Origin of the sequence: Streptomyces sp. NPDC091416 (assembly GCF_044756845.1) — a bacterium.
Lineage (GTDB): Bacteria > Actinomycetota > Actinomycetes > Streptomycetales > Streptomycetaceae > Streptomyces.
The window spans coordinates 1,432,671-1,453,856 of the sequence record NZ_JBIVTU010000001.1; the positions used below are offsets into that span (position 1 = coordinate 1,432,671).

At 71.9% G+C, this 21,186-nt stretch carries 24 protein-coding genes; 10 read left to right on the plus strand and 14 right to left on the minus strand.

Features of this window, described 5'->3' with window-relative positions; all coding sequences use genetic code 11:
* Positions 1 to 24: 24 nt before the first annotated feature.
* Positions 25 to 972, minus strand: a complete 948-nt coding sequence (locus tag ACIQMX_RS06475; protein WP_363073142.1) for a helix-turn-helix domain-containing protein — start codon at positions 970 to 972, stop codon at positions 25 to 27.
* Between the two features lie 100 nt (positions 973 to 1,072).
* Here ACIQMX_RS06475 and ACIQMX_RS06480 point away from each other — a divergent pair, with 100 nt between their 5' ends.
* On the plus strand, positions 1,073 to 2,104 hold the full coding sequence (locus ACIQMX_RS06480; RefSeq protein ID WP_402475620.1) for a saccharopine dehydrogenase family protein: 1,032 nt from the start codon (positions 1,073 to 1,075) through the stop codon (positions 2,102 to 2,104).
* Between the two features lie 102 nt (positions 2,105 to 2,206).
* Here the strand turns inward: ACIQMX_RS06480 and ACIQMX_RS06485 are convergent, their stop codons facing one another.
* Positions 2,207 to 3,613, minus strand: coding sequence for an MFS transporter (locus ACIQMX_RS06485; protein WP_402475401.1), 1,407 nt, complete (start codon positions 3,611 to 3,613; stop codon positions 2,207 to 2,209).
* Between the two features lie 167 nt (positions 3,614 to 3,780).
* Here ACIQMX_RS06485 and ACIQMX_RS06490 point away from each other — a divergent pair, with 167 nt between their 5' ends.
* Positions 3,781 to 4,110 (plus strand): hypothetical protein, encoded by a 330-nt coding sequence (locus tag ACIQMX_RS06490; protein WP_402475403.1) that lies wholly within the window; start codon positions 3,781 to 3,783, stop codon positions 4,108 to 4,110.
* A 5-nt stretch (positions 4,111 to 4,115) separates the two neighbouring features.
* On the opposite strand, the gene ACIQMX_RS06495 is transcribed toward ACIQMX_RS06490, so the two are convergent.
* Complete coding sequence (locus ACIQMX_RS06495; RefSeq protein ID WP_402475405.1) at positions 4,116 to 5,231, minus strand: DUF4037 domain-containing protein; 1,116 nt, start codon at positions 5,229 to 5,231, stop codon at positions 4,116 to 4,118.
* Positions 5,232 to 5,510: 279 nt separating this feature from the next.
* Here ACIQMX_RS06495 and ACIQMX_RS06500 point away from each other — a divergent pair, with 279 nt between their 5' ends.
* From ACIQMX_RS06500 to ACIQMX_RS06515, 4 genes are all read left to right on the plus strand, one after another.
* A complete protein-coding gene (locus tag ACIQMX_RS06500; protein WP_402475407.1) occupies positions 5,511 to 5,999 on the plus strand; it encodes a MarR family winged helix-turn-helix transcriptional regulator in 489 nt (162 codons plus the stop codon).
* Between the two features lie 119 nt (positions 6,000 to 6,118).
* The gene (locus ACIQMX_RS06505) at positions 6,119 to 7,582 is read left to right on the plus strand and encodes an MFS transporter (protein ID WP_402475410.1); all 1,464 of its coding nucleotides are present in this window, start codon (positions 6,119 to 6,121) and stop codon (positions 7,580 to 7,582) included.
* Between the two features lie 59 nt (positions 7,583 to 7,641).
* Positions 7,642 to 8,208, plus strand: coding sequence for a pyridoxamine 5'-phosphate oxidase family protein (locus ACIQMX_RS06510; RefSeq protein ID WP_402475412.1), 567 nt, complete (start codon positions 7,642 to 7,644; stop codon positions 8,206 to 8,208).
* A gap of 70 nt (positions 8,209 to 8,278) precedes the next feature.
* The gene (locus tag ACIQMX_RS06515) at positions 8,279 to 8,737 is read left to right on the plus strand and encodes a DUF2199 domain-containing protein (RefSeq protein WP_363073324.1); all 459 of its coding nucleotides are present in this window, start codon (positions 8,279 to 8,281) and stop codon (positions 8,735 to 8,737) included.
* A 12-nt stretch (positions 8,738 to 8,749) separates the two neighbouring features.
* Here ACIQMX_RS06515 and ACIQMX_RS06520 read toward each other — a convergent pair whose 3' ends face one another.
* Together ACIQMX_RS06520 and ACIQMX_RS06525 are read right to left on the minus strand one after the other, a co-directional pair.
* On the minus strand, positions 8,750 to 9,430 hold the full coding sequence (locus ACIQMX_RS06520; protein WP_402475415.1) for a TetR family transcriptional regulator: 681 nt from the start codon (positions 9,428 to 9,430) through the stop codon (positions 8,750 to 8,752).
* 36 nt (positions 9,431 to 9,466) lie between these two features.
* Positions 9,467 to 10,282 carry a TetR/AcrR family transcriptional regulator gene (locus ACIQMX_RS06525; protein WP_402475417.1) on the minus strand — a complete coding sequence of 272 codons (816 nt, stop codon included), beginning with the start codon at positions 10,280 to 10,282 and terminating at the stop codon, positions 9,467 to 9,469.
* A gap of 86 nt (positions 10,283 to 10,368) precedes the next feature.
* On the opposite strand from ACIQMX_RS06525, the gene ACIQMX_RS06530 reads away from it, so the two are divergent.
* Entirely contained in the window at positions 10,369 to 11,322 is a 954-nt protein-coding gene (locus ACIQMX_RS06530) for an ATP-binding cassette domain-containing protein (protein WP_402475420.1), read from the plus strand.
* Complete coding sequence (locus ACIQMX_RS06535) at positions 11,315 to 12,091, plus strand: ABC transporter permease (protein WP_402475421.1); 777 nt, start codon at positions 11,315 to 11,317, stop codon at positions 12,089 to 12,091. Before ACIQMX_RS06530 ends, ACIQMX_RS06535 begins: the two co-directional genes overlap by 8 nt.
* A gap of 16 nt (positions 12,092 to 12,107) precedes the next feature.
* Here the strand turns inward: ACIQMX_RS06535 and ACIQMX_RS06540 are convergent, their stop codons facing one another.
* The 3 genes from ACIQMX_RS06540 to ACIQMX_RS06550 form a co-directional block, all read right to left on the minus strand.
* Positions 12,108 to 13,142, minus strand: coding sequence for a phosphotransferase (locus ACIQMX_RS06540; RefSeq protein WP_402475424.1), 1,035 nt, complete (start codon positions 13,140 to 13,142; stop codon positions 12,108 to 12,110).
* 129 nt (positions 13,143 to 13,271) lie between these two features.
* Positions 13,272 to 13,994: an HAD family hydrolase gene (locus ACIQMX_RS06545; RefSeq protein WP_402475427.1), complete on the minus strand. Its 723-nt coding sequence runs from the start codon at positions 13,992 to 13,994 to the stop codon at positions 13,272 to 13,274.
* 123 nt (positions 13,995 to 14,117) lie between these two features.
* Entirely contained in the window at positions 14,118 to 14,990 is an 873-nt protein-coding gene (locus ACIQMX_RS06550; RefSeq protein WP_402475430.1) for a FadR/GntR family transcriptional regulator, read from the minus strand.
* A 228-nt stretch (positions 14,991 to 15,218) separates the two neighbouring features.
* On the opposite strand from ACIQMX_RS06550, the gene ACIQMX_RS06555 reads away from it, so the two are divergent.
* Positions 15,219 to 15,392 carry a hypothetical protein gene (locus ACIQMX_RS06555; RefSeq protein ID WP_402475433.1) on the plus strand — a complete coding sequence of 58 codons (174 nt, stop codon included), beginning with the start codon at positions 15,219 to 15,221 and terminating at the stop codon, positions 15,390 to 15,392.
* A gap of 24 nt (positions 15,393 to 15,416) precedes the next feature.
* On the opposite strand, the gene ACIQMX_RS06560 is transcribed toward ACIQMX_RS06555, so the two are convergent.
* The 5 genes from ACIQMX_RS06560 to ACIQMX_RS06580 form a co-directional block, all read right to left on the minus strand.
* Positions 15,417 to 15,785: a hypothetical protein gene (locus ACIQMX_RS06560; protein ID WP_402475435.1), complete on the minus strand. Its 369-nt coding sequence runs from the start codon at positions 15,783 to 15,785 to the stop codon at positions 15,417 to 15,419.
* 166 nt (positions 15,786 to 15,951) lie between these two features.
* A complete protein-coding gene (locus ACIQMX_RS06565) occupies positions 15,952 to 16,392 on the minus strand; it encodes a hypothetical protein (protein ID WP_402475436.1) in 441 nt (146 codons plus the stop codon).
* Positions 16,393 to 16,509: 117 nt separating this feature from the next.
* A complete protein-coding gene (locus ACIQMX_RS06570) occupies positions 16,510 to 17,763 on the minus strand; it encodes a GNAT family N-acetyltransferase (RefSeq protein WP_402475439.1) in 1,254 nt (417 codons plus the stop codon).
* Positions 17,764 to 17,861: 98 nt separating this feature from the next.
* Entirely contained in the window at positions 17,862 to 18,854 is a 993-nt protein-coding gene (locus ACIQMX_RS06575; protein ID WP_363073168.1) for an asparaginase, read from the minus strand.
* A 46-nt stretch (positions 18,855 to 18,900) separates the two neighbouring features.
* Positions 18,901 to 19,527, minus strand: a complete 627-nt coding sequence (locus ACIQMX_RS06580) for an ABC transporter substrate-binding protein (protein ID WP_363073170.1) — start codon at positions 19,525 to 19,527, stop codon at positions 18,901 to 18,903.
* 117 nt (positions 19,528 to 19,644) lie between these two features.
* Here ACIQMX_RS06580 and dtd point away from each other — a divergent pair, with 117 nt between their 5' ends.
* Positions 19,645 to 20,094 (plus strand): D-aminoacyl-tRNA deacylase, encoded by a 450-nt coding sequence (gene dtd, locus ACIQMX_RS06585; protein ID WP_363073172.1) that lies wholly within the window; start codon positions 19,645 to 19,647, stop codon positions 20,092 to 20,094.
* Positions 20,095 to 20,139: 45 nt separating this feature from the next.
* Here the strand turns inward: dtd and ACIQMX_RS06590 are convergent, their stop codons facing one another.
* Positions 20,140 to 21,105, minus strand: coding sequence for a YgfZ/GcvT domain-containing protein (locus ACIQMX_RS06590; protein WP_402475442.1), 966 nt, complete (start codon positions 21,103 to 21,105; stop codon positions 20,140 to 20,142).
* Positions 21,106 to 21,186: the final 81 nt, after the last annotated feature.

Here is a 21,186-nt window from a genome sequence, read left to right on the forward strand (position 1 = left end):
CGACCCGTACCGGGCCGGTCCGGATCAGGCCGGGCGCGCGCTGCGGAAGGCCCGCCGGTAGCTGTCCGGCGGGACGCCCACGATCTTCTTGAACTGGCGCCGGAGCGTCGTCGCGGTCCCCATGCCGGTGGCGACCGCGACCGCCTCGATGCTCTCGTCGGTGGCCTCCAGCAACTCCTGCGCACGGCGTACCCGTTGGACCAGGAGCCACTGGATCGGGGTCTGCCCGATCACCGACCGGAACAGCCGGCCGAGGTGCCTCGGGCTCGTGTTCGCCTTCCGCGCCATGTCGGTCACGGACAGCGGCTGGTCCAGTCGTTCCTGGACCCAGGCGAGCAGCTGGGCGAGCGCGTGGTCGCCCGAGGCCTGCACCGGCGTGGACACGAACTGGGCCTGACCGCCCGGCCGGTGCGGCTGCATGACGAGACGGCGGGCGACCGAGTTGGCGACGGCCGCCCCGTGGTCGAGGTGGATCAGGTGCAGGCACAGGTCCACGGCCGCCGCCTTGCCCGCGGACGTGAGGACGCTGCCGTTGTCGGTGTACAGGACGTCCGGGTCGACCTCGGCCAGCGGATGGCGGGCGCTCAGCTCTGCGGCGTGGGCCCAGTGGGTGGTGGCCCGCCGGCCGTCCAGCAGGCCCGCGGCACCGAGCACGAACGCCCCGGTGCACAGCGAGGCGACCCGGGCACCCGCCTCGTGCGCCGCGCGTACGGCCTCGACCAGCTCCGCGGGCGGCGGTACGTCGATGTCGGCGCACGCGGGCACGATCACGGTGTCGGCTGCCGCCACGCGGTCGAAACCGTGGTCGGGCTCGACCGTGAACGGGCCGACCCGCACCGGACCGGGTCCGCAGAGCCGCACGTCGTACCAGCCCTCCGTCGCCTCGCTCGGAGGGTTGCCGAAGATCTCGTAGGCCACGCCCAGTTCGAAGTGCAGCAGGTCACCGGCGGCCAGGAGTGCGACAGTTGGCATGTCCGAAAGTGTACGCATGCTGTCGGTCCGGACCCTCACGGTCGCGCTCCGTCCCCGCCGAGACTGGAGCCCTCACCACATCGAGAACGAGCGGGGAACCATGAACACAGCGGCTGCGGTAGTGGTCTACGGAGCGACCGGGCACACCGGGCGGTTCATCGTCGCCGAGCTGCGGCGGCGCGGGTTCACCCCGGTCGCCTCCGGCCGGAACGCGGCCCGGCTGGAGGAACTTGCGGCCGAGTGGGGCGATGTGGAGGTACGGCCGGCGGGCGTGGACGACCCGGCCGCACTGGACCGGGCCCTCGCCGGGGCGGCAGCGGTCATCAACTGCGCGGGCCCCTTCGCGGTGACCGGCGGCCCGGTCGTCGAGGCGGCCCTGCGGGCGGGGATTCCGTACGTCGACGTCGCGGCGGAGATCGAGGCGAACGTGGCGATGTTCGCCGACCACACGGAGGCGGCCCTGACGTCGGGTACGCCCGTGGTGCCCGCGATGGCCTTCTACGGCGGACTGGGCGACCTGCTGGTCACCGCTGCGATGGGCGGGGCGGCGGCCGCGGAATCGGTCGATGTCGCTTACGGGCTGAGCAGTTGGCGTCCCACGGCAGGCACCCGGGAGGCGGGGCAGGTGTCGCACGACCGCCGCGCGGGCCGTCGGGTGCGCTTCACGGACGGCGCTCTGCGGTACCACGAGGACAAGGTGTCGCAGGCCGAGTGGGCCTTCCCCGAACCGCTGGGCCGGCGCACGATGATCACGGAGTTCACCATGGCCGATGTCGTCACCGTGCCCAGCCACCTGAAGGTGCCCGAGGTCCGCACCCACATGTCCGTCAAGGCGGCGGGCGACCTGGCCGGCGAGAACACCCCGGCGCCGGAGGCGGTCGACGCGCTGGGGCGCTCGGACCAGACGTTCGTCGTCGACGTCCTGGTCCGCGCGGACGGCACCGAGCGCCGCGCCACGGCATACGGCCAGGACATCTACGCGGTCACCGCACCCCTGGCCGTGGAGGCCGTCGCCCGCATCCTGTCCGGCCGCACCCGCACCACGGGCGTGGCCTCGGCCGGTGCGATGTTCGACGCGGCGGACTTCCTGCGCGCACTGGCCCCGTACGTGACGGTCGAGCTGCCGGAGTGACGGATGCGGCGTGACCTGGTGAGGAGCGGTACCGCCTGAGGGCTCGGACGCCGCGCGCGGGCCGCGAGGGCGGGCGCATGACCCGGATCCGGCACGAGGAGCTCAGACGCCGCGCGCGCGGACCGCGAGGGCCGCGGCCAGGACGATCGGCACCAGGAGCAGGCCGAACGCGGCGGCGTAGGCGGGCAGATCGGCGGAGCCGAAGCCCAGGAGCAGGTTGAACAGGGCGGCGGTCATCCCCATCACCGCCGTCTGGCCCAGGTTCTGACTGGTCTGCATCGCGCTGCCGGCGTATCCCTGCCGGCCCGGCGGGCTGTGCGTGAGCGAGAGCAGGGTGAGGGACGGTGCGGCCATGCCCATGCCGACGGCCGCGAGCACCATCGCCCCGGCGGCGGTCAACGCGGGCAGTCCGGGCAGCGTCCCCGCCGCGGCGACCGCCACCGCCGCCCCCATCACCAGGGCCCCGGCCGTGACCAGACGGTGGCGGGAGACACGCCCGTGGAGGCGGCCCTGCAGCCAGGAGGAGCCGGCCCAGGCGATGGCGGCCCCGGTGAAGGCCAGTCCGGTCTGCACGGGCGGAACGCGCCGGGCCGTGGTCAGCAGGAGCGGGACGAACGCCTCCAGCGTGAAGTACGCCCCCGACGTCAGACCGCGCAGCAGGACGGCGGCCGGCAGTCCGCGCGCGGCACGCCAGGTGCCCGGCGGCAGTAGTCGCGGCACGAACACCACCAGCAGGGCGAGCCCCGCCACCCCGCACAGCAGATGCCGTACGTCCCAGCCCGACACGGCGTACTGGCCCAGCGCCGCACCCACGCTCACCGCCGCCGCGACCATCAGCGTCGGCCGCGACGCGCGCTCCGCCGACGGACCGGACTCCGGCTTCTCCGGGGGTGCCTGCCAGGAACGGCTTCGCAGGAGGATTCCCACGGCCAGCGACGGAATCACGGTGAGGGCGGCCAGGCCGAAGAACACGGCGCGCCACGACCACCACTCGGCCACCAGCCCGGCCAGCGGCGGGCCCGCCAGGGACGGGATGATCCAGCAGGTACTCATCAGCGCCAGGGCGCGTGCCCGCAGCCGGTCCGGATAGGCGTGTGCGATGGCCGTGTTGATGGCCACCGCGATCATCCCGGCCGCCACCCCGTCCAGGAACCGCCCGACCGCCAGTTGCCAGATGGAGGTGCTGGTCGCCGACACGATCAAGGTGACCACCGCCAGCACGACACCCGCCGCCAGCGGGCGACCCGCGCCCGCCCGGTCCGCCCAGTCGCCGCCCAGCACCCCGCCGAACAGGCTCGCCGCGACGAAGCAGCCCGCGACCAGCGGGTACAGCGGCACCCCGTCCAGCTCGCGGGCGGCCACCGGAAGCATGGGGACGACGGCGAGTGCGGCGAACCCGGTCAGGAACATCACCGCGGCGAAGCCGATCGTGGCGGCCGCGTACGTCCGCGAGAACAGCCGCTCCTCCGCGCCGCCGGGGGCCGGCCGCGTCGTTGCCGGGCCGGTCATCCCCGGCCGCCCGTCGTCGCCCTGTCGTTCCCGTTGCCGCGCAGGGCATGAGCGTGGACGCACACTTCCGGATCATGGGTCACGGGCGTTCAAGTTAGGCGGGCCGCGCGACCGCCCGCCACTGGATTTCGTGCCGGTCCCGCCCGCCCGGCCGTAGGCTCGACCGCATGGATGAGCTGCTGCCGTTCCTGGTGTCCGCCGGTGTCCTCGCCGCGGTCCTGGGCGGCTTCGCCCGGCTGGCCTCGCGGGTCCGCCGGCGCGGCCTCGCCGGTGCGGCGATGCGGGCCGCGATGGCGTCGTACGACGAGGCGTTCCGGGTGACGGCCCACGACGCGTACTACGAGATCCGGGCGCAGGTGGAGCGGCAGGCTCCGATGGCCGCCCCCGACGATCCGTGGCGGCCGGCGTACGACCGGCCCGGCAGCCGGCCGGGAGCGGCACGCGCACGGACCCGCGCCCCGCGCCGCCGACGCCGTTGGTGGACTCCCGGACGCTGAGCTGCTCACCGTCCGGCCACCGCCGCACTCGCCGCCCGCAGCGCGCCCCCGTCCCTCCCCATGAGCAGGTCCGTGCTGTCCGCCCACTGGTCGACGACCCCGGTCAGCGGCAGGCCGCGCAGGTCCGGGTCGGTGAGCGAGCCGGCCAGCGGGCGGGCGAAGCGTTCGGCGTGCAGGACGAGGTACGGACGGCCGTGGTACGGGCGCGGAGCCGGGTCCACCGGATCGACCAGGCCGGTCGCGTTCTGCCGGATCGCCAACGCCTCGTACGCGGTGCACAACAGCCGCTCACGCTCCTGGTGTTCCGTCGCCGCCAGCACGCCGCGCAGTGTCGGCATCAGCTCCCCGGCCGCCTCCAGCCGGGCGAACGCGCTGCCCAGCCATTTGCCGTACGGGGGAAAGCGCCGCTCCAGCAGCAGGCTGAGCCGCATGAGGTCCCGCACCAGCCGGGCCGCGACGACGGCCGAACCGAGTGCGTCGCCGACCTCGGCGCAGCGCCCGACGAAGGCCTCCTCCTGGGAGATCCGTTGCCACTGGCAGGCCAGCGCATAACGCCACACCTGCTCCGGGTAGCGGGCGAGTCGCGCGCGTGCGGTGGTGAGGAGACCGGGGCCGTCGTGGAACACCGCACCGGCGGTGACCCCGGCGAGCCTCTGCTGCGGCATGGCGAGCCAGTCCCGTACGCCCGGTTCCGTGGTGGAGGCGTCGAGGCCGACCTCCCGGGTCAGCCAGGCACCGGTGTCGTGCGCGACCACACGGTGGTTGACGGGGCCGTCGGTCGCCGCCATGTGGCCGACCGGGTCGAGCGGGTCGGCGGCCGGGCGGAAGTGGGTGGGCCAGCCGCGGACCTCCTTCGGCAGCCGGTCCGCCAGCAGCAGCCGGATCGCCTCGCCATGGGCCGCGGCGTCGTCCGGCGCGAGGAAGAGGTCCAGGCGCGGACCCCAGTCGTGGTCGGCCGACCGCGCGGTGTCGAAACCGAGCACCTCCGACCCCGGGCCGATCCGGGCGGCGGCGTACGGCAAGCCGGGGAAGGCGTCGTCGAGGACGGGCCGCACCGCCTCCTCGTACAGGATCCGGGAAAGCTCCAGACCGGGCAGGAACGCGGGTTCGGCAGAGGTCATACGGCCACTGTGGGGGCGGCGGGAGCGGTCGGCCAACGAATATCACCCGGGGTCCCCCACCGAACTGTCCGGACGACCACGGACCACCACCCACAGATCCCAGGCCGCACCCCACAACCCGCGGACCACGACCCACGACCCGCGACCCGCGACCCACAGGCCACAACCCGCAGACCGCAACCCGCAACCCGCAACCCGCAGACCGCACGGACATCACAGCATCCAGACAAGTCCGCTTGCGGACGATCCACCACAGACCGAATTGTTACGCTGGCGGACATGACCGCCATGGCACCCACCCGCACCGCACCGGACCTCTCCTACCTCCTGGACCACACCAGTCACGTCCTGCGGACTCAGATGTCGGCGGCGCTCGCCGAGATCGGGCTCACCGCGCGCATGCACTGCGTCCTGGTCCACGCCCTGGAGGAGGAGCGCACCCAGATCCAGCTCGCCGAGATCGGCGACATGGACAAGACCACGATGGTGGTGACCGTGGACGCCCTGGAGAGCGCGGGCCTCGCGGAGCGCCGCCCGTCCAGCCGGGACCGGCGGGCGCGGATCATCGCCGTCACCGAGAAGGGCGCCGCACTCGCCGCGCAGAGCCAGGCGATCGTCGACCGGGTGCACGAGGAAGCCCTGAGCAGCCTGCCCCGGACCGGCCGGGAGGCTCTTCTGCGCGCCCTGAACCAGCTGGCCGGCGAGCATCTGGCCACCCCCGCCGAGCACCCGCGAGCGGCCCGCCGGGCCCGCCAGAGCCAGAACTAGGCAGTGCCACCGAGGCGCGCAGGCCGAGCCATCCGCAGAAAATAGAACCGAAAGAAATAGTCCGCAACAAAACCATCTGCTACTTTCTCTCTTGTCGAACCCACCGACAGGAGAGCCCGATGTCTGCCACCGAATCCACCGCTCCCGCTCCCACCGCCCCCTCCACCGCCGCCCGTTCGCGCCGTCTCGCCCTCGGCGTGATCGCCACCGGTCTGCTCATGACCGTGCTCGACGGCTCGATCGTGACCGTGGCGATGCCCGCCATCCAGAACGACCTCGGATTCACACCCGCCGGGCTCAGCTGGGTCGTAAACGCCTACCTGATCGCCTTCGGCGGTCTCCTGCTGCTCTCCGGACGGCTCGGCGACCTCCTCGGCCGCCGGCGGATGTTCCTGGCCGGCACCGCGGTCTTCACCGCCGCCTCCGCACTGGCCGGCGCGGCCGGCTCCCCCGCCCTCCTCGTCACCGCCCGCTTCCTCCAGGGCGCCGGCAGCGCCATGGCCTCCGCGGTCGGCCTGGGCATCCTCGTCACCCTGTTCACCGAGAGCCGCGAACGGGCCCGGGCCATCGCCGTGTTCAGCTTCACCGGCGCGGCGGGCGCCTCGATCGGCCAGGTGCTCGGCGGGGTGCTCACGGACGCGCTCGGCTGGCACTGGATCTTCTTCATCAACCTGCCGATCGGCCTCGCGGTACTCCTCCTCGCGGTGCGCGTCCTGCCCGCCGACCGCGGACCCGGCATCGCGGCCGGAGCCGACGCGATCGGCGCGCTCCTGGTCACCGGAGGCGTGATGCTGGGCATCTACTCCGTCGTCGAGGTCGAGTCGTACGGGTGGCTGTCGGCCCACACGCTCGGCCTGGGCGCCCTGTCGCTGGCCCTGCTCGCCGCCTTCGTCGTCCGGCAGGCCACGACCGCCGCCCCGCTCCTGCCGCTGCGCATCCTCCGCTCACGCAGTGTCGCCGGAGCCAACCTGATCCAGATCCTCATGGTGGCCGCGCTGTTCTCGTTCCAGATCCTCGTCGCGCTGTATCTGCAGCGGGTCCTCGGTTACGGGGCCACCGCCACCGGCTTCGCCATGCTGCCGGCGGCCGCGGTCATCGGCGCGGTGTCGCTCGGGATCTCGGCCCGGCTGAGCGCACGGTTCGGCGACCGCAACGTCCTGCTCCTGGGCCTGGCCCTGCTGACCGGGGTGCTCGGCCTCCTCACCCGCCTCCCGGTCCACGCGCACTACGTGAGCGATCTGCTTCCCGTGATGTTCCTCGCCGCCGGATTCGGCCTCGCGCTCCCGGCGTTGACCACGCTGGGCATGTCCGGGGCGGGCGAGGAGGACGCCGGGCTCGCCTCCGGCCTGTTCAACACCACTCAGCAGATCGGCATGGCCATGGGCGTCGCCGTCCTGTCCACCCTGGCGGCCTCCCGTACGGACACCCTGCTCGCGGCGGGCGACAGCCGGGCCGAGGCCCTGACCGGCGGCTACCACCTGGCGTTCGCCGTCGGGACCGGCCTGCTCGTCACCGCCTTCCTCGTCGCGCTCGCGGTACTGGGCCGGCCGGGCCGGGCGGCCTCCACCACCCCCTCCGCCTGACCGCACCGCTCCCCACCGGACCACCCCACCCCACCCAGCCGAGCCGAAGGACGGGCCCCATGACCACGCACCCCGCCACCCCCGTCGAGAACACACCCGAGCCCGGCCCCGGAGCCGGCCCCGCCCCGCGCGTGCTCACCGAGGCGGAGCTGTCCCGGCTGCTCGATCAGCAGCAGTTCGGCGTCCTCGCAAGCGTGCGGCGCACCGGCCACCCCCACCTGACGACGGTCCTGTACTCCTGGGATGCCGGGGAACGCGTGGTGCGCGTCTCCAGCACCGCCGACCGCCTCAAGCCGCGCCATCTGCGCGCTGATCCGCACGCGGCGCTGCATGTGCGCGGCCAGGACGTGTTCTCGTTCGCGGTCGCCGAGGGCGTGGCGGAGGTGTCCGCGCCGGCGGCCGTGCCCGGCGACGCGGTCAGCCTCGAACTCCTCTCCCTGACACCGGGATTCGAGGACCCGGCCGAGGAGGCGGCCTTCCTGGCGCAGGTGGTCGCGGACCGGCGCGTGGTGATCCGGATCCGGGTCTCACGGCTGTACGGAACGGCGCTGGACATCCCCGCCGCGGACCGAGTGCAGGCGGCGCCGGTCCACCGGGGCCATGTGCGCGACAAGCGGAGGCTCTAGGATCCCGCCCATGGCTAACGACCCCGGCTACACCTGCTCCCGCTGCGGCGAACACCACACGGAACTCCCGATGGGGTACTCGACCATGGCGCCCGATGTCTGGGACGCGAGCCTGGAGAGCGACCCGGACAGCATGCTCTCGACGGACCAGTGCATCGTCAGGCACGAGCACTACTTCATCAAGGGCCTGATCGAGATACCCGTGACCGGCAGCCGGGAGCCGTTCTCGTGGGGTGTCTGGGTGTCCTTGAGCCGGGAGAACTTCGGCCGCGCGCTCGACGTGTGGGAGACCCCGGGCCGGGAGTCCGAGAAGCCGTACTTCGGCTGGCTCACCACCGAGTTGGGGCTCTACACCCCCCGTACGACCAACCTCAAGACCAACGCGCACACCCGCCCGATCGGCCGGCGTCCGCTCATCGAGCTGGAGCCCACGGATCACCCGCTGGCCGTGGAACAGCGCACCGGCATCACGCTCGACCGGGTCCGCGAGATCGCCGAGGCGGTACAGCACGCCGAGGACGGCCGCTAGGGACTCAGCGGCTCAGCGCTCCAGTCCCGACCGCAGCTGCACGAAGCCCTGCTCGGCGGCCTCGACCGCGTCGCCGTACACCTGGTCCGCGCTCCGGCCCTCGCTGATCCGCTGCCAGTTCTCCAGGGACAGGATGCGCAGGACCGCGATGATCTGGCCCGCTGCCAGCCGGTCCGTCGCCCCGTCGCCCAGGGCGCGGGCGAGAGCGGCCTCGGCGCGGCTCTGGTAGGCGTAGAGCCGCGCCACCAGGGACGGCGTCCCGTACAGGAGCCGGTGGAAGGCCAGCACCTGCGGTACGTCGCAGAGGCCCGTGACCGGGTCCCGCCGCTCCAGACCGTCCAGGTAGTGGCGCCGCAGCGCGTCCAGCGGGGACTCGTCCTCCGCGCGGCCGGCGACGACCCGCGCGGACTCGTCCTCGTGGTCGGCGAAGCGGTGGAGGGCCAGGTCCTCCTTGGCCGGGAAGTAGCGGAACAGCGTCGGCTTGGAGATGTCGGCGGCGGCCGCGATCTCCGCCACGGAGACCTGGTCGAAGCCACGCTCCAGGAACAGGGCGATCGCGGCGTCGGAGACCGCCTGATACGTCAGCTGCTTCTTCCGCTCCCGCAGGCTCATCGGCGCGCCGGAGGAGGCCGGCGCGGCCGCATCGCCACCCGCTGCCGTCCGGGGGCCGGGCTTCTCTCCGCTCATGACCATGAAGCGTAACGCCTCCGACCTCAAGCGGACTTGACGTCAGACGCCGTCCTGCCGCGTCCCGGAGGCGTTGGTTCCGCGCTCCCGCGCCCGGGATCCGATCAGTACGCCGACCCCGTCAAGCACCCGTTCGAGACCGAACGTGAACTCATGGTCGGGTTCGTCCGGCATCCACATCCCCTCGGTGGCCATCAGCCGGGAGAGCGCGGGGTGGCGTACGGGATCGACCAGGCGGCCCAGCGTACGGACGTAGCCGTCCATGACCTCCTGCGCCGGGACGCCCCGGGCCTCCACCGCGGCATCGAGATCACCCATCAGCAGCGCCTCGTTCCGCACGAAACCACTGACCAGGAGGATGACCGAGATCTCCTCGCCCGCGTCAAGACCGGCGCCCGCGAGCGCCTGGAGGCCCTGCTCCCACCAGGCGACCGAGTTCGGGGTCGCGGGCGGTCCCGCGATGGGGATACGGAGCATCCAGAGGTTGGCGTGGAAGACCCGGCTCTGCGCCCGGGCCCACTGCGACAGCGCCTCCCGCCAGCCGGCCTTCGCCTCCAGGGCGGGCAGCGGGGGCGGCGGGCCCAGGGCCGCCTCCTGCATCAGTACGTAGAGCTCGTCCTTGGCGGCCACGTAGCGGTAGAGCGACATCGTGGAGACCCCGAGGTCCTTGGCGACGCGCCCCATGGACACCCCGCCGAGCCCCTCGGCCGCCGCCACCGCAACGGCGGCGTCCACGATGCGTCCCAGGCTCAGCCCGGGCTTGGGCCCCTTGACCGGGCGCGCCCGCAGCCCCCAGGCGGCCTCGATGCTGGCCGGCAGGCCCGTACCGCCCGGCGAACCGTTCCCTTGTCGCGTCACCTGAACCCGCCTTCCCTTGACGGCCATCCTAGTTATGCGTAACCCTTACACAGAAACGTGTATGTCATACACAGAAGAGGTGCGCCATGCCGACACCCGCCATGATCGAGGCCCACGGCCTCACCAAGTCGTACGGAGGATCCGCGGCCCCCGTCCTGGACGGCATCGGCCTGCGGGTCGACCGCGCCACGGTCTTCGCCCTGCTCGGCCCCAACGGCGCGGGCAAGACGACCGCCGTACGCATCCTCGCCACGCTCACCACCGCCGACAGCGGCACCGCCCGCATCGCCGGGTACGACGTGGTGGCCGAGCGGAGCCGGGTACGCCGCGCGATCAGCCTCACCGGTCAGTACGCCGCCGTGGACGAGGCCCAGACCGGCGAGGAGAACCTGCGCATGATGGCCCGGCTGACCGGCCGCTCCCGCAGGGACGCCCGCCGCCGTACCGCCGAACTCCTCGAACGCTTCGGCCTGTCCGACGCCGCCCGCCGCCCGGTCCGGGCCTACTCCGGCGGCATGCGGCGCAGGCTCGACCTGGCGGCCGGTCTGGTCGGCAGCCCGCAGCCGGAGGTCTTCTTCCTGGACGAGCCGACGACCGGCCTCGATCCCCGCAGCCGTCAGGAGCTCTGGCAGGTGGTCCGCGAACTCGCCGCCGACGGAGCCGCGGTCCTGCTCACCACCCAGTACCTGGAAGAGGCCGACCGGCTGGCCGACCGCATCGCCGTCCTCGACCGCGGCCGGAAGGTCGCCGAGGGCACGGCGGACTCGCTGAAGTCACGCGTCGCAGGTCACCGCCTCGACCTCGTCCTGGCCGACCGCGCGAGCTACCTCCGGCTCACCCACCGGGCCGTGCACCACGCACCCGCGACCCTCACGCTCGGGCTGCCGACGGACGGCTCGGCCGCCCATGTCCGGGCGCTGCTGGACGAGATCGACCCCGACGGCACGGCGGTGGACCGGTTCAGCCTGCACAGCACCACGCTCGACGACGTCTTCATGGCCCTGACCACGACGAAGGAGAACCCGGCCACCCATGTCTGACCTCCTCACCGGCTCCCTCGCCCGCGCCGGCACCATGGCCGGCCGCTCGCTGCGCATCAGCCGGCGCAACACGGACGCCCTGATCACGTCACTCATGCTGCCCGTCATGCTGATGCTGATCTTCGTCTACTTCTTCGGCGGCGCGATCGACACCGGCGTCCCGCACGCCTCGTACGTCACCTACGTCGTCCCCGGCGTCCTGCTCCTGTGCGCGGGCTTCGGCTCCGCGAGCACGGCGGTGGCCGTCAGCGAGGACATGAAGAGCGGCATCATCGACCGCTTCCGCTCCCTGGACATCGGCGGTGCGACCATCCTCGCGGGCCATGTCGCCGCCAGCACGGCCCGCAACCTGATCTCCACCACGGTGGTGCTGTGCGTCGCCCTGCTCATCGGCTTCCGCCCCACCGCCACCCCCACCGGCTGGCTCACCGCACTCGCCGTCCTCCTCGCCTACATCGTCGCCCTGTCCTGGCTGTCCGCGGCGATCGGCCTGCTCGCCAGGACCCCGGAGGCCGCGGGCGGATTCACCTTCCTGATGTCGTTCCTGCCCTACCCGAGCAGCGCCTTCGTCCCGGTCGACTCCATGCCCTCCTGGCTCCACGGCTTCGCCGACCACCAGCCGATCACCCCGGCCATCGAGTCCCTGCGCGCCCTCCTCCTGAACCAGCCGGCGGGCAACACCCCCTGGACCGCGCTGACCTGGGCGGCGGGACTGCTGCTGATCGCGATCGGGCTGTCGGGGGTGCTGTTCAGGGTGCGGACGCGGTGAGGCCGGGGCCCGCCGGTCATCGAGTGCGGAGCCACCGGTTGTAGGCGCCGATCACCTCGCGCACGCTCGGCTCCACCGTCAGCCCGAGGGGCCTGCGCGCCGCGTCGAGCGCCCCCTTGATCCGCCAGGCCAGCCGGGGCAACTGCCGCCGGTTCGGGCGGCCGTCCGGCCCGACGAGTGCCGCTGCGGCCCGGATCACATCCGTGTAGACCGACTGCGCCCGCTTGTACGCGAGCAGCACCGGCAGATCCGTTTCCCAACCCTTGACACACTCGGGACGCCGCTCCTCGACCGCTCGCTGCCAGAGCCGGCCAACCCGGCCGGCCTCCTTCGCCGAGTACCGCATCAGATGGAGGTGCGTGGCCAGATCGTAAAGGGGGTCACCGATCATGGCCAGCTCCCAGTCGATGGTCCACAGGTCACCGGCAGCGTCGACGATGAGGTTGCGCCGGTGGAGATCGCCGTGTACCAGCGCGAACGCTCGCTCCGTCAGTGATTCGGCCCGCCGCGCCAGGTCGTCCAGCGCCCATTCCCGCACCCCGAGATCCCTGAACAGGGCGTGGTACGGGGCTCCGTGCTGCCGGTACACACGCACCTCCGTGAAACGGATCAGCCGTGTCAGGAATGCGTGGGAGTCCCCGTCCAGCGGGAGGTCTGCCCCGTCGCAGACGCGCTGCGCCTCGATCGCACGCGCGTCGAACGAGGTGAGTTCCCCGAAGAGGGCTCCGAGCTGACCTCGGTGCCGCTCGGACAAGGCCTTGCTCGGAAGCACTCCGTGACCCAGCGTGCGGCCCTCGATGAAGCCCTGGATCAGAACGCCGGGTTCGACCTCAACGATCCCGGGAATGCGCGACACCTGTCCGGCCAGGGCGCGCAGCAGCTCCTCCTCCGACGCGAAGCACCGCCGGTCGAACCAGAGCACGCCCCTGCGGGGTTCCCGGAGTTTGTAGCGTCCGACGCGTCCGGGCAGCGGGATCACATAGGTCTTGTGGTGATGCCCTCTGAGCGGGCCCTCGATCGACTGATCGGCGGCGGACAGCCTGGATTCCATGTATCAGTGCCTTCGGTGGTGCGGAGCCCTGCGGGGAGACTACTGGCGCCGCCGCCCCGCAGGCGCCGTGTCACGGCGATGTCACCCGGGTTTGATGAACAGGTGACGCATAGCCGTTCTCCGGACTCGCTAGCACTGATCGGCGGAAGCAACCTTCAGCGCATCCGTCAGCGTCTGCAGCTGCTGCACGACGACCCCTGCCCCGGCACCGAGCGCCGCCCTCTTGTCGGAGTTCTTCGCATACCCGATGAACGGCATACCGAGCGCCTCGGCGGCCTCGAGATCGGCCGGGGAGTCCCCGATCATCAGAGCGTCGGCTGCGGTCCGGCCCGTAGACCTCAATGCCCTTCTGAGGCAGTCCGGGTGCGGCTTCAACAGCCTGGGATCGGCAGGCGCCCGGCCGTATATGTCCCGGTCGAAGTAGCGTGCCATGCCCCGCCGGCCCAGATAGTCCACCACCGCTCCAGCCGAGTTGTTGGTCGTCACTGCCAGTTTGTATCCCGCCCCGTGCAGGAAGGCTATGAGGTCGTACGCGCCAAGGGTCGGTTCGGCGCTCGCCGCCGCCCTGCGCTCCTCCTGTGCAAGAAGGTCCTCAAGACGCGTGACTATCGACCCGCCCAGACCGGCACCTGCCGCGGTCTTCAGTATCGCCAGCGGATCGTCGCGGATGTCGGATGCCGCAACCAGCGCCGGATCGCTGCCGCCGTCCACCAGTACCTTGGTCAACAGGCGGGCGATCTCGCCGGAACTGTGCCGGTGGAAAAGCTCACAGACGGGCCCGTCGAAGTCGAAGAACACACACTTGGCGGACGCGAAGAGGGCCTGCAGCTCCCTCGGTTGCTGGTCGGTCACATCGCTCCGTCCGTCGGGAGGCAGAAGGCTTCCACCTTCCATACTGCCCTCCGAGGCGAGGCACGACAGCGGGCTCTGCCCCTCAATCACCGGAGCCGCGAAGACAATTCGGGGCACTCCTCGTCAGGCATCCAGGACCACGGGAGTCGCAATGGTGTTCCACAGTCCCTCGAACCACTGCGCGGACTGCGCCACGAACTGCTGATCCCGCACACCGGCCGAGCTTTCGAAGCGGAAGAGCGTCGAGAGGCTCCCCAGCGCGTCGTAGATCTGGGTGGGCGCGCCCTTGATCACCTCTTCGCGCTCCTTCACCGTGTAGTACGCGAACAACGCCTCCACACCGTTCAGTATGTAGAGCTTCACCGGTGGGGTGAACGGCATCGCCCGCATCGCCACGTCAACGCTCAGTGCACTGGTACTGCGCACCGCCTCGATCCCCTGCAACAGCACCTTCGCCTGCAGGTTACGGTTTTCCAGCCAGCGCTCATGCACCGCCTCGTCGCCTTCCACGGGCTCGGTACGGCGCGGAAAGGCCAGGGCGATCTGGCGATCGGGAAGCAGCACCCGCAGTTTCACCGACTTCGGCCTGAACTCCCCCGCCGTGATCCGGGTCAGCGACTCCGACAGTGCGGCAACGAGCGACTCCGCCGTCAGACAGAGCGCGTCGATGCGTACGTCGTTGTGGGCGAAGGCCTTCAGCATCCTGGCCCCGAGCACCGCAGCCGTCTGCTGGGGCGCCTGGGTCCCCGGCAGGCTCGCCACCTTCGGCGGAGCCCCCCGGGTGACGGCCGTCAGCAGGCCATCCCCCTGAAGGCGCTGCAACGCCTGCCGAACGACGCCCCTGTCGACGCCGAACTCACTGACCAGAACGGCCTGGGTGGGCAAGGAGTCACCCGGCTTCAGTTCACCGGTGCGGATACGTGTCCGCAGCGCATCCGCCACGTCCTCCGGCAAGGGCTTACGACTGCCGTTCATCGCTGCGCGTTCTGGAGTCACAACAGAACGCTACAACTTCACACCATCAAAGGGGAGTTGTTGGAGAGTTGTTTTAAAGATGGTGCCAACTGGGAACAACTCTCTTAGCCTGTCGCGAACTCGCAAGGGTCCGGCACGCCATCTGAGCACAGCACCTTCGCTCACCCGTTCACCGTCGTACGGGTGTTGCTCGCGCATCGGCAGATTCCCCGAGCCTCTCCGCTCACCACCTCCTGAGGAGGGACCGCCATGCCCTGGATCACCCTTGCCCTGGAGCAGTTCCTGCAGTGGAAACTCGGCGTCCTGGGAAGCGTGGGCTTCTCCTTCACCGTCGTCGGCATCAAATTCGGCAACGACAAGTGTCTGGCCGTGGGCAGCGTGACCCTCGCGCTCCTGATCTGCCCTCTGCCCGACGGAAAGTGACGGTTCTCGACGCCGGTAGGTCGCTCAGAGAGGCAACCTCGTGGCCAGGTAGTTCCATGTCGGGTCGAAGAAATCCTGGCTTTGCTGCACGACCCCGCGCCCGTCCTCCGCTTCGTTCAACGGCGACGGTACGGAAAGAGGGTCGCTCCCGTCCCGTACGCGTCGTAGATCCCCCGCTTCCTCGTTGTCCGGAGGAAGCAGGAGTGCACCCGCGACCGGGAGACAGAGGCCCTGCAGCGCCAGGCTGCGGTTCAGGATGTACAGCTTCATCTGGGGCGAGAACGGCACCACTCGCACCTCGACGTCGACTTCGGACGCGGGATCGCAGCGCTGGAGCTCGAACACCGCCGCCAAGTACGGCCCGAGCATCACGGGCTTGACGCCCTCAGCCATCACGGCCCAGGGGCCTCCCACATCTCACCGGCACGTCCTGCCGGCGGTGAGGCACGCCCGTCGCCCTGCCCACCACACCGCACGAAGGTCCCGCTGCCCTGCCGGGTGACGATCAGCCGGACAGGTCCCAGGACCGCAGACGGGAGTCGCGACCCTGGACGCCGCATCACACCGGAGGCCTCACCCACGGAGCCAGCCGTTCCCCGACTGCCAGATCCTCGCGCCAGTACCGGAAGACGGTTCCCCGGACGATGTCCAGCCGCCCGGCCGCGATCAGGCCGGAGGCCGGACCCGGCCCGCCCGCATCGGCCTCGAAGGCGATCAGTACGGGCGGTGTCCCACCGACCTGCCGGGCAACGAGCCGGACCTCGTCGGGCGTCGGGGCGCGAAACGCCGGGTCCTGGAACGCGGCCGGGCACATGACGAGGACCGGGTCGCTGAACACCAGCTCCAGGCCATGGGCGTACGCGATGTCGTACCCGGCGCCCAGACGCAGCCGCCCGGGGTCCCAGGCAACGATGTCCCAGTCCCACCATGATCCTTCGGGAAGCCCGATCCCGGATCCCCGCCCGCCCGGGACCGCGCCGTCAGGCGTCCGAGCGTTCATGCGCCCGGTGCGGAGGCGATGCGTGCCCGGCAGGACAGAGCGTCACGGCGCGCAACCCCCCGGCCTCGGCGCGCACCTGTGGCCGGGGCCGCCGAGGAGCGCCGCACGCGGCCCGTCCTAGAACACATCCGGGCACCAGGCCCGCCGCGCCGCCCGCAGCATCCCGTCCGCCCGGGCCGCCGCACCCGGGGTCAGTTCCTCGACGCGGCCGAGGGACGCCAGGCGCGTGACGCTCTCGTCGCCCAGGTACAGGGTGCCCAACTCGGTTACGTCCATGGCCAGGTCGGCCGACCGCGTCGTCGGGGTGCACGTGGCGCCGTCCGGGGTGGCGTCCAGGTGGAAGCGGCCCGCGGTGAGGCCCGCCGGGTCGTGGATGTCCAGGACCAGCGAGCCGGGTGTCGCGTAGGTGCGTGCCTCCAGGGCGCGGACGATGTCCAGGAGGCGCACCCACATGAAGTCGGCGTGCGTCACCACGCGGGCCGCGCGCGGGTCCGGGAGGAGGAGCGGGAGCAGGTCGTCGGGGGCGCGGTGGCCGGTGCGGATCGTGGAGATCCAGTCGACCGAGCAGAGGAAGTGCCACAGCGCCCGCTCCGCCGCCGGGGTCACCGCGATCATGCTGCGTACCGTCGCCCGGTTCAGCGGCTGCTTGGCGTCGCCCCAGTGGTCGTCGGCGCGATAGACCAGCAGGCCGTCGACGCTGCCGTCGGGCGCGCGGTAGACGGCGCAGAAGGGCTCGGTCCAGTTGTCGTGCGGGAAGAGCACGTTGCCGGTGTTGAGGTCCCACCAGCGTTCGCCCCGGCTCACCGTCCCGTGCTGCCGGGCCCGGAGCCGGTCGTGCAGGGCCGGGCCCAGCTTCCGTACCTCCGCGCCGTCCACCAGGTCGATCCGGCCGCCGTCCTCGGCCGACGGGACCCGTCCGTGCGGGTCGAGGCCGGTCCGGGGTACGTCGACCTCCCACTCGGTGGTCCACGCCGCCGGGCCGAAGCCGTACCGCCCGTAGATCGGGTACTCGGCGGCGATCAGCGTGGCGGCCACGTCACCGCGGTCCTTCGCCGCAGCCAGGTCCGTGGCCATCATCCGCGTCAGCAGTCCGCGACGCCGGTGCGTGGGCGACACCGTGACGTTGGTGACCGCGTCGGTCGGGACCGTCGCGCCGCCGACGACCGTCAGCTCTTGCGCGAACGACCGGAACGTCGCCACGCACCGCCCCTCGTCGAACACCCCCTGCACGCGGGCCAGGTCCAGGAACGGCAACCGGCCGGCCACCTCCTCGTCCGACGGTGTCGGTGCGCGCAGGAAGCCGGTGTTCAGGGCGCGCAGCCAGTCATGGAGCTCGGGTTCGGTGATGGGGCGGACGTCGAGGGTGCTCATCCGCCCCACGCTAGGTGGGCGGGACCGGAGATGTCACCGGCTTTTCGGGCGGCCCCGTCAGAACGCCGCCCGGATCTCACCGGCTTTCCGGGCAGCCCTCAGAACGCCGCCCGGATCTCCCCGACCTCCGCGCTGCCGCCCATCAGCGGCGCCCGGCCGATCCGCGACACCACCGGGGCGTCGACGCCGAGCAGGCCCAGCGCACGGGCGAGTACCGGGCCGAGCGCCCGGGTCGAACCGTCGTCGATCTTGAAGGCCAGTGCCCTGCCGTCCGCCAGCGCCACCGCCTGGACCGCCTCGGCGCCCATCTTGGACAGCGTCCCCGGCACCTCCCGCATCAGCCAGGTGTCGGGGCGGCGGGTGCCGGCCACGTACTCGGGATGGGCGCGCATCGCGTCCGCCACCCGGCGCTCCGCCGTGCCCTGCTCCGCCGTGACGAACGTACGGAACGCCCGCGCGAGGCCCACCAGCGACAGCGCCATCAGAGGGGCGCCGCAGCCGTCCGTCCCGACCGCGGCGACCGGCTCGCCCGCCGCCTCCTCGACGACGCGGTGGACCAGCTGCTGGAGCGGGTGGGCCGGGTCGAGGTACGTGGCCGGGTCCCAGCCGTTGTGCAGGCAGACCGCGAGCATCGCCGCGTGCTTGCCGGAGCAGTTCATCGTGATCCGCTCCCGGACGTGGCCGGCGGCGAGATACGCCTCCGCCTCCACCGGGTCCAGCGGGAGATCGGGCGGGGTCTGCAGATCGTCGGGCGACAGGCCGTGCTCGGCGAGCATCTTGCGTGCGAGATCGAGGTGGAAGCCCTCGCCCGAATGGCTCGCGGCGGCCAGTGCCAGCCGCTCCCCCGACAGGTCGAGACCGGCCCGGAGCACCGCGGCGGCCTGCATCGGCTTGTTGGAGGAGCGCGGGAAGACCGGGGCCGCCGGATCACCCAGGGACAGCTCCACGCTGCCGTCCGCGGCCAGGACGACCAGGGAGCCCCGGTGGTGCCCCTCGACGAAACCGGACCGGACGACCTCGGCCAGTACGGGCAGAAGGGGCGCCCGGCCGGATATGCCGGACGGGGACGACGGGGCTGCGCTGGAGGTCATGGTGGCCTTCCGGGGACGGGCGGGACCCGCCCCCGGAAGGGTCGCTTCAGGCGAGCAGGTCGTCTACTTGTGCTTCTCCGTCACGGTACCTGCGGGCGATCTCCGCACCGCAATCGTCCGCGGTGCGCTGGAGACGGTAGCGGCGCCGGGAAACCTGCTGTTCGTAGCGGACCAGGCGTCCCATCGCGGTGTGCAGCTCTTCGTCCGTCCGGGCGTCGAGGTCGGAGAGTTCGACCTCGGCGAGCGTCTCCGCCGCCAGCTTGCGGTACTCGTCGCTGCGCGGCGGGCTCAGCGTGACGTGCCGTGCGGAGGAGCGGTGCAGCGACGGGGTGTCCGCGAGGATCTCCGAGAGCCGGTCCACCACGGGGGACTCCGGGTCCCGCCGCCGCGCCAGCTCGGCCCGCAGGATGTCGATGCGCCCCTGCACGAGCCGCCGCACGTAGCTGAGGTCCGCCTCGTCGCGCTGCGCGTCCCTGCGCAGCGCGCGCAGTTCCGGCAGCCGCAGCGCACTCAGATCGAGCGGGGCCGACGCGGCGGCCCCGTCCTCGGAGTCGTGCCCGGTCCGCTGCACGGGTGGGCGCATGGTGCTCGCACCCACAGAGGCCTTGCTCTTGACGCCGGGGCGCGCGACCGGCACTGCGCCCGGGGACTGCCCGGTTCCATGCATGCTCATGCTTGTGTCCATCCCCTCGACCGGTGCGTCGGCACACCGCCTCCCGTGCATGGTGCCACTCCGAGAGGTCCTGTGGAGATGCTCTGTACCCGTTCAGCCCAAGATAGGTTGGTCTGTATGCGTGCAGTGGTACAGAGGGTGGATGGTGCGAGCGTCACGGTGGCGGACGCCGCGGGCGAGGGCGGCGGTTCGGCGGTCGTCGGCGAAATCGTCGGCGAGGGCCTGTGTGTGCTGGTGGGAGTGACCCATGACGACACCCCCGAGAAGGCGGCCCAGCTCGCCCGCAAGCTGTGGTCGGTTCGCATCCTGGAGGGCGAGAAGTCCTGCTCCGATGTGAATGCACCACTTCTGGTGATTTCACAGTTCACTCTCTACGGGGACGCCCGCAAGGGCCGCCGGCCCACGTGGAACGCCGCGGCGCCCGGTGGGGTCGCCGAGCCGCTGGTCGACGAGGTCGTGGCCCAGCTCCGGGCCCTGGGCGCGCAGGTGGAGACGGGCCGGTTCGGAGCGGACATGCGGGTCTCGCTCACCAACCACGGCCCGTTCACCGTCATCGTCGAGGTCTGAGCCGGCGCGTACGCCGACGCGCGGCCTCGCGTACGCCGGCGGGGCCTACGGTTCGACGACCGTCTCCTGGGCCGCGGCCGTGTCGCCCGCCAGCAGCTCCGCGTCCACCGCCACGTTCCGCTTCACCAGGGCCAGCGCGATCGGCCCCAGCTCGTGGTGGCGGGCGGACGTGGTGATGAAGCCGAGCTGACGGCCCTCCGCCCCGTCCGCGGCGAGCCGCACCGGGGTGCCGTGCCCCGGCAGCAGCACCTCGCTGCCGTCCAGGTGCAGGAAGACCAGACGCCGCGGCGGCTTGCCGAGGTTCTGCACCCGGGCCACCGTCTCCTGGCCCCGGTAGCAGCCCTTCTGGAGGTGGACGGCGGTGCCGATCCAGCCCAGCTCGTGCGGGATGGTGCGGTGATCCGTCTCGAACCCGAGCCGCGGACGGTGGCCCTCGACGCGCAGCGCCTCGTAGGCCAGCACCCCGGCGGCCGGGCCGTGCGCCGTCGCGTACGCCTCCAGCAACGCGCGGGGCAGGAACAGATCACGGCCGTAGGGCGTCTCCCGTACGGTCGCACCGTCGGGGACCTCGGCGATGGAGCCGGCCGGCAGGTACACGACCGCGTAGTCCTCGGTCCGGTCGGCGACCTCGACCCGGTAGAAGAACTTCATCGACTCCAGATACGCGATCAGCTCGCCCTGGGTACCCGGCTCGACGTGCATCCACACGGTCTCGCCGTCGTCGACGAGATACAGGGCGTGCTCGATGTGCCCGTTCGCCGTGAGGACCAGGGCCTCGGTGGCCCGGCCCGGGGCCAGTTCGCTGACGTGCTGGGTGATCAGGAGATGCAGCCAGGCCAGCCGGTCGCTCCCGGTGACGGCCACGACCCCGCGGTGCGAGAGATCGACGAGACCGGAGCCGTCGGCAAGGGCGCGCTGCTCGCGGAACAGATCGCCGTAGTGCGCGGCGACGCCTTCGTCACGACCTTCGGCGGGGACGGCGCCGGGCAGGGACAGCAGGGGGCTCTTCATGCGACCAGCGTACGACTAGGGCTTCGGTTCGGATCAGGCCGGACCCCGCGAGCCCGGCGTGATCCGCACGAGAGGCCCTGG

Coding starts and splice junctions, on each gene's coding strand:
- ACIQMX_RS06475 (WP_363073142.1), bottom strand. CDS start 972: ATGCCAACTGTCGCACTCCTGGCCGCCGGTGACCTGCTGCACTTCGAA.
- ACIQMX_RS06480 (WP_402475620.1), top strand. CDS start 1,073: ATGAACACAGCGGCTGCGGTAGTGGTCTACGGAGCGACCGGGCACACC.
- ACIQMX_RS06485 (WP_402475401.1), bottom strand. CDS start 3,613: ATGACCGGCCCGGCAACGACGCGGCCGGCCCCCGGCGGCGCGGAGGAG.
- ACIQMX_RS06490 (WP_402475403.1), top strand. CDS start 3,781: ATGGATGAGCTGCTGCCGTTCCTGGTGTCCGCCGGTGTCCTCGCCGCG.
- ACIQMX_RS06495 (WP_402475405.1), bottom strand. CDS start 5,231: ATGACCTCTGCCGAACCCGCGTTCCTGCCCGGTCTGGAGCTTTCCCGG.
- ACIQMX_RS06500 (WP_402475407.1), top strand. CDS start 5,511: ATGACCGCCATGGCACCCACCCGCACCGCACCGGACCTCTCCTACCTC.
- ACIQMX_RS06505 (WP_402475410.1), top strand. CDS start 6,119: ATGTCTGCCACCGAATCCACCGCTCCCGCTCCCACCGCCCCCTCCACC.
- ACIQMX_RS06510 (WP_402475412.1), top strand. CDS start 7,642: ATGACCACGCACCCCGCCACCCCCGTCGAGAACACACCCGAGCCCGGC.
- ACIQMX_RS06515 (WP_363073324.1), top strand. CDS start 8,279: ATGGGGTACTCGACCATGGCGCCCGATGTCTGGGACGCGAGCCTGGAG.
- ACIQMX_RS06520 (WP_402475415.1), bottom strand. CDS start 9,430: ATGGTCATGAGCGGAGAGAAGCCCGGCCCCCGGACGGCAGCGGGTGGC.
- ACIQMX_RS06530 (WP_402475420.1), top strand. CDS start 10,369: ATGCCGACACCCGCCATGATCGAGGCCCACGGCCTCACCAAGTCGTAC.
- ACIQMX_RS06535 (WP_402475421.1), top strand. CDS start 11,315: ATGTCTGACCTCCTCACCGGCTCCCTCGCCCGCGCCGGCACCATGGCC.
- ACIQMX_RS06540 (WP_402475424.1), bottom strand. CDS start 13,142: ATGGAATCCAGGCTGTCCGCCGCCGATCAGTCGATCGAGGGCCCGCTC.
- ACIQMX_RS06555 (WP_402475433.1), top strand. CDS start 15,219: ATGCCCTGGATCACCCTTGCCCTGGAGCAGTTCCTGCAGTGGAAACTC.
- ACIQMX_RS06560 (WP_402475435.1), bottom strand. CDS start 15,785: ATGGCTGAGGGCGTCAAGCCCGTGATGCTCGGGCCGTACTTGGCGGCG.
- ACIQMX_RS06565 (WP_402475436.1), bottom strand. CDS start 16,392: ATGAACGCTCGGACGCCTGACGGCGCGGTCCCGGGCGGGCGGGGATCC.
- ACIQMX_RS06570 (WP_402475439.1), bottom strand. CDS start 17,763: ATGAGCACCCTCGACGTCCGCCCCATCACCGAACCCGAGCTCCATGAC.
- ACIQMX_RS06575 (WP_363073168.1), bottom strand. CDS start 18,854: ATGACCTCCAGCGCAGCCCCGTCGTCCCCGTCCGGCATATCCGGCCGG.
- ACIQMX_RS06580 (WP_363073170.1), bottom strand. CDS start 19,527: ATGAGCATGCATGGAACCGGGCAGTCCCCGGGCGCAGTGCCGGTCGCG.
- dtd (WP_363073172.1), top strand. CDS start 19,645: ATGCGTGCAGTGGTACAGAGGGTGGATGGTGCGAGCGTCACGGTGGCG.
- ACIQMX_RS06590 (WP_402475442.1), bottom strand. CDS start 21,105: ATGAAGAGCCCCCTGCTGTCCCTGCCCGGCGCCGTCCCCGCCGAAGGT.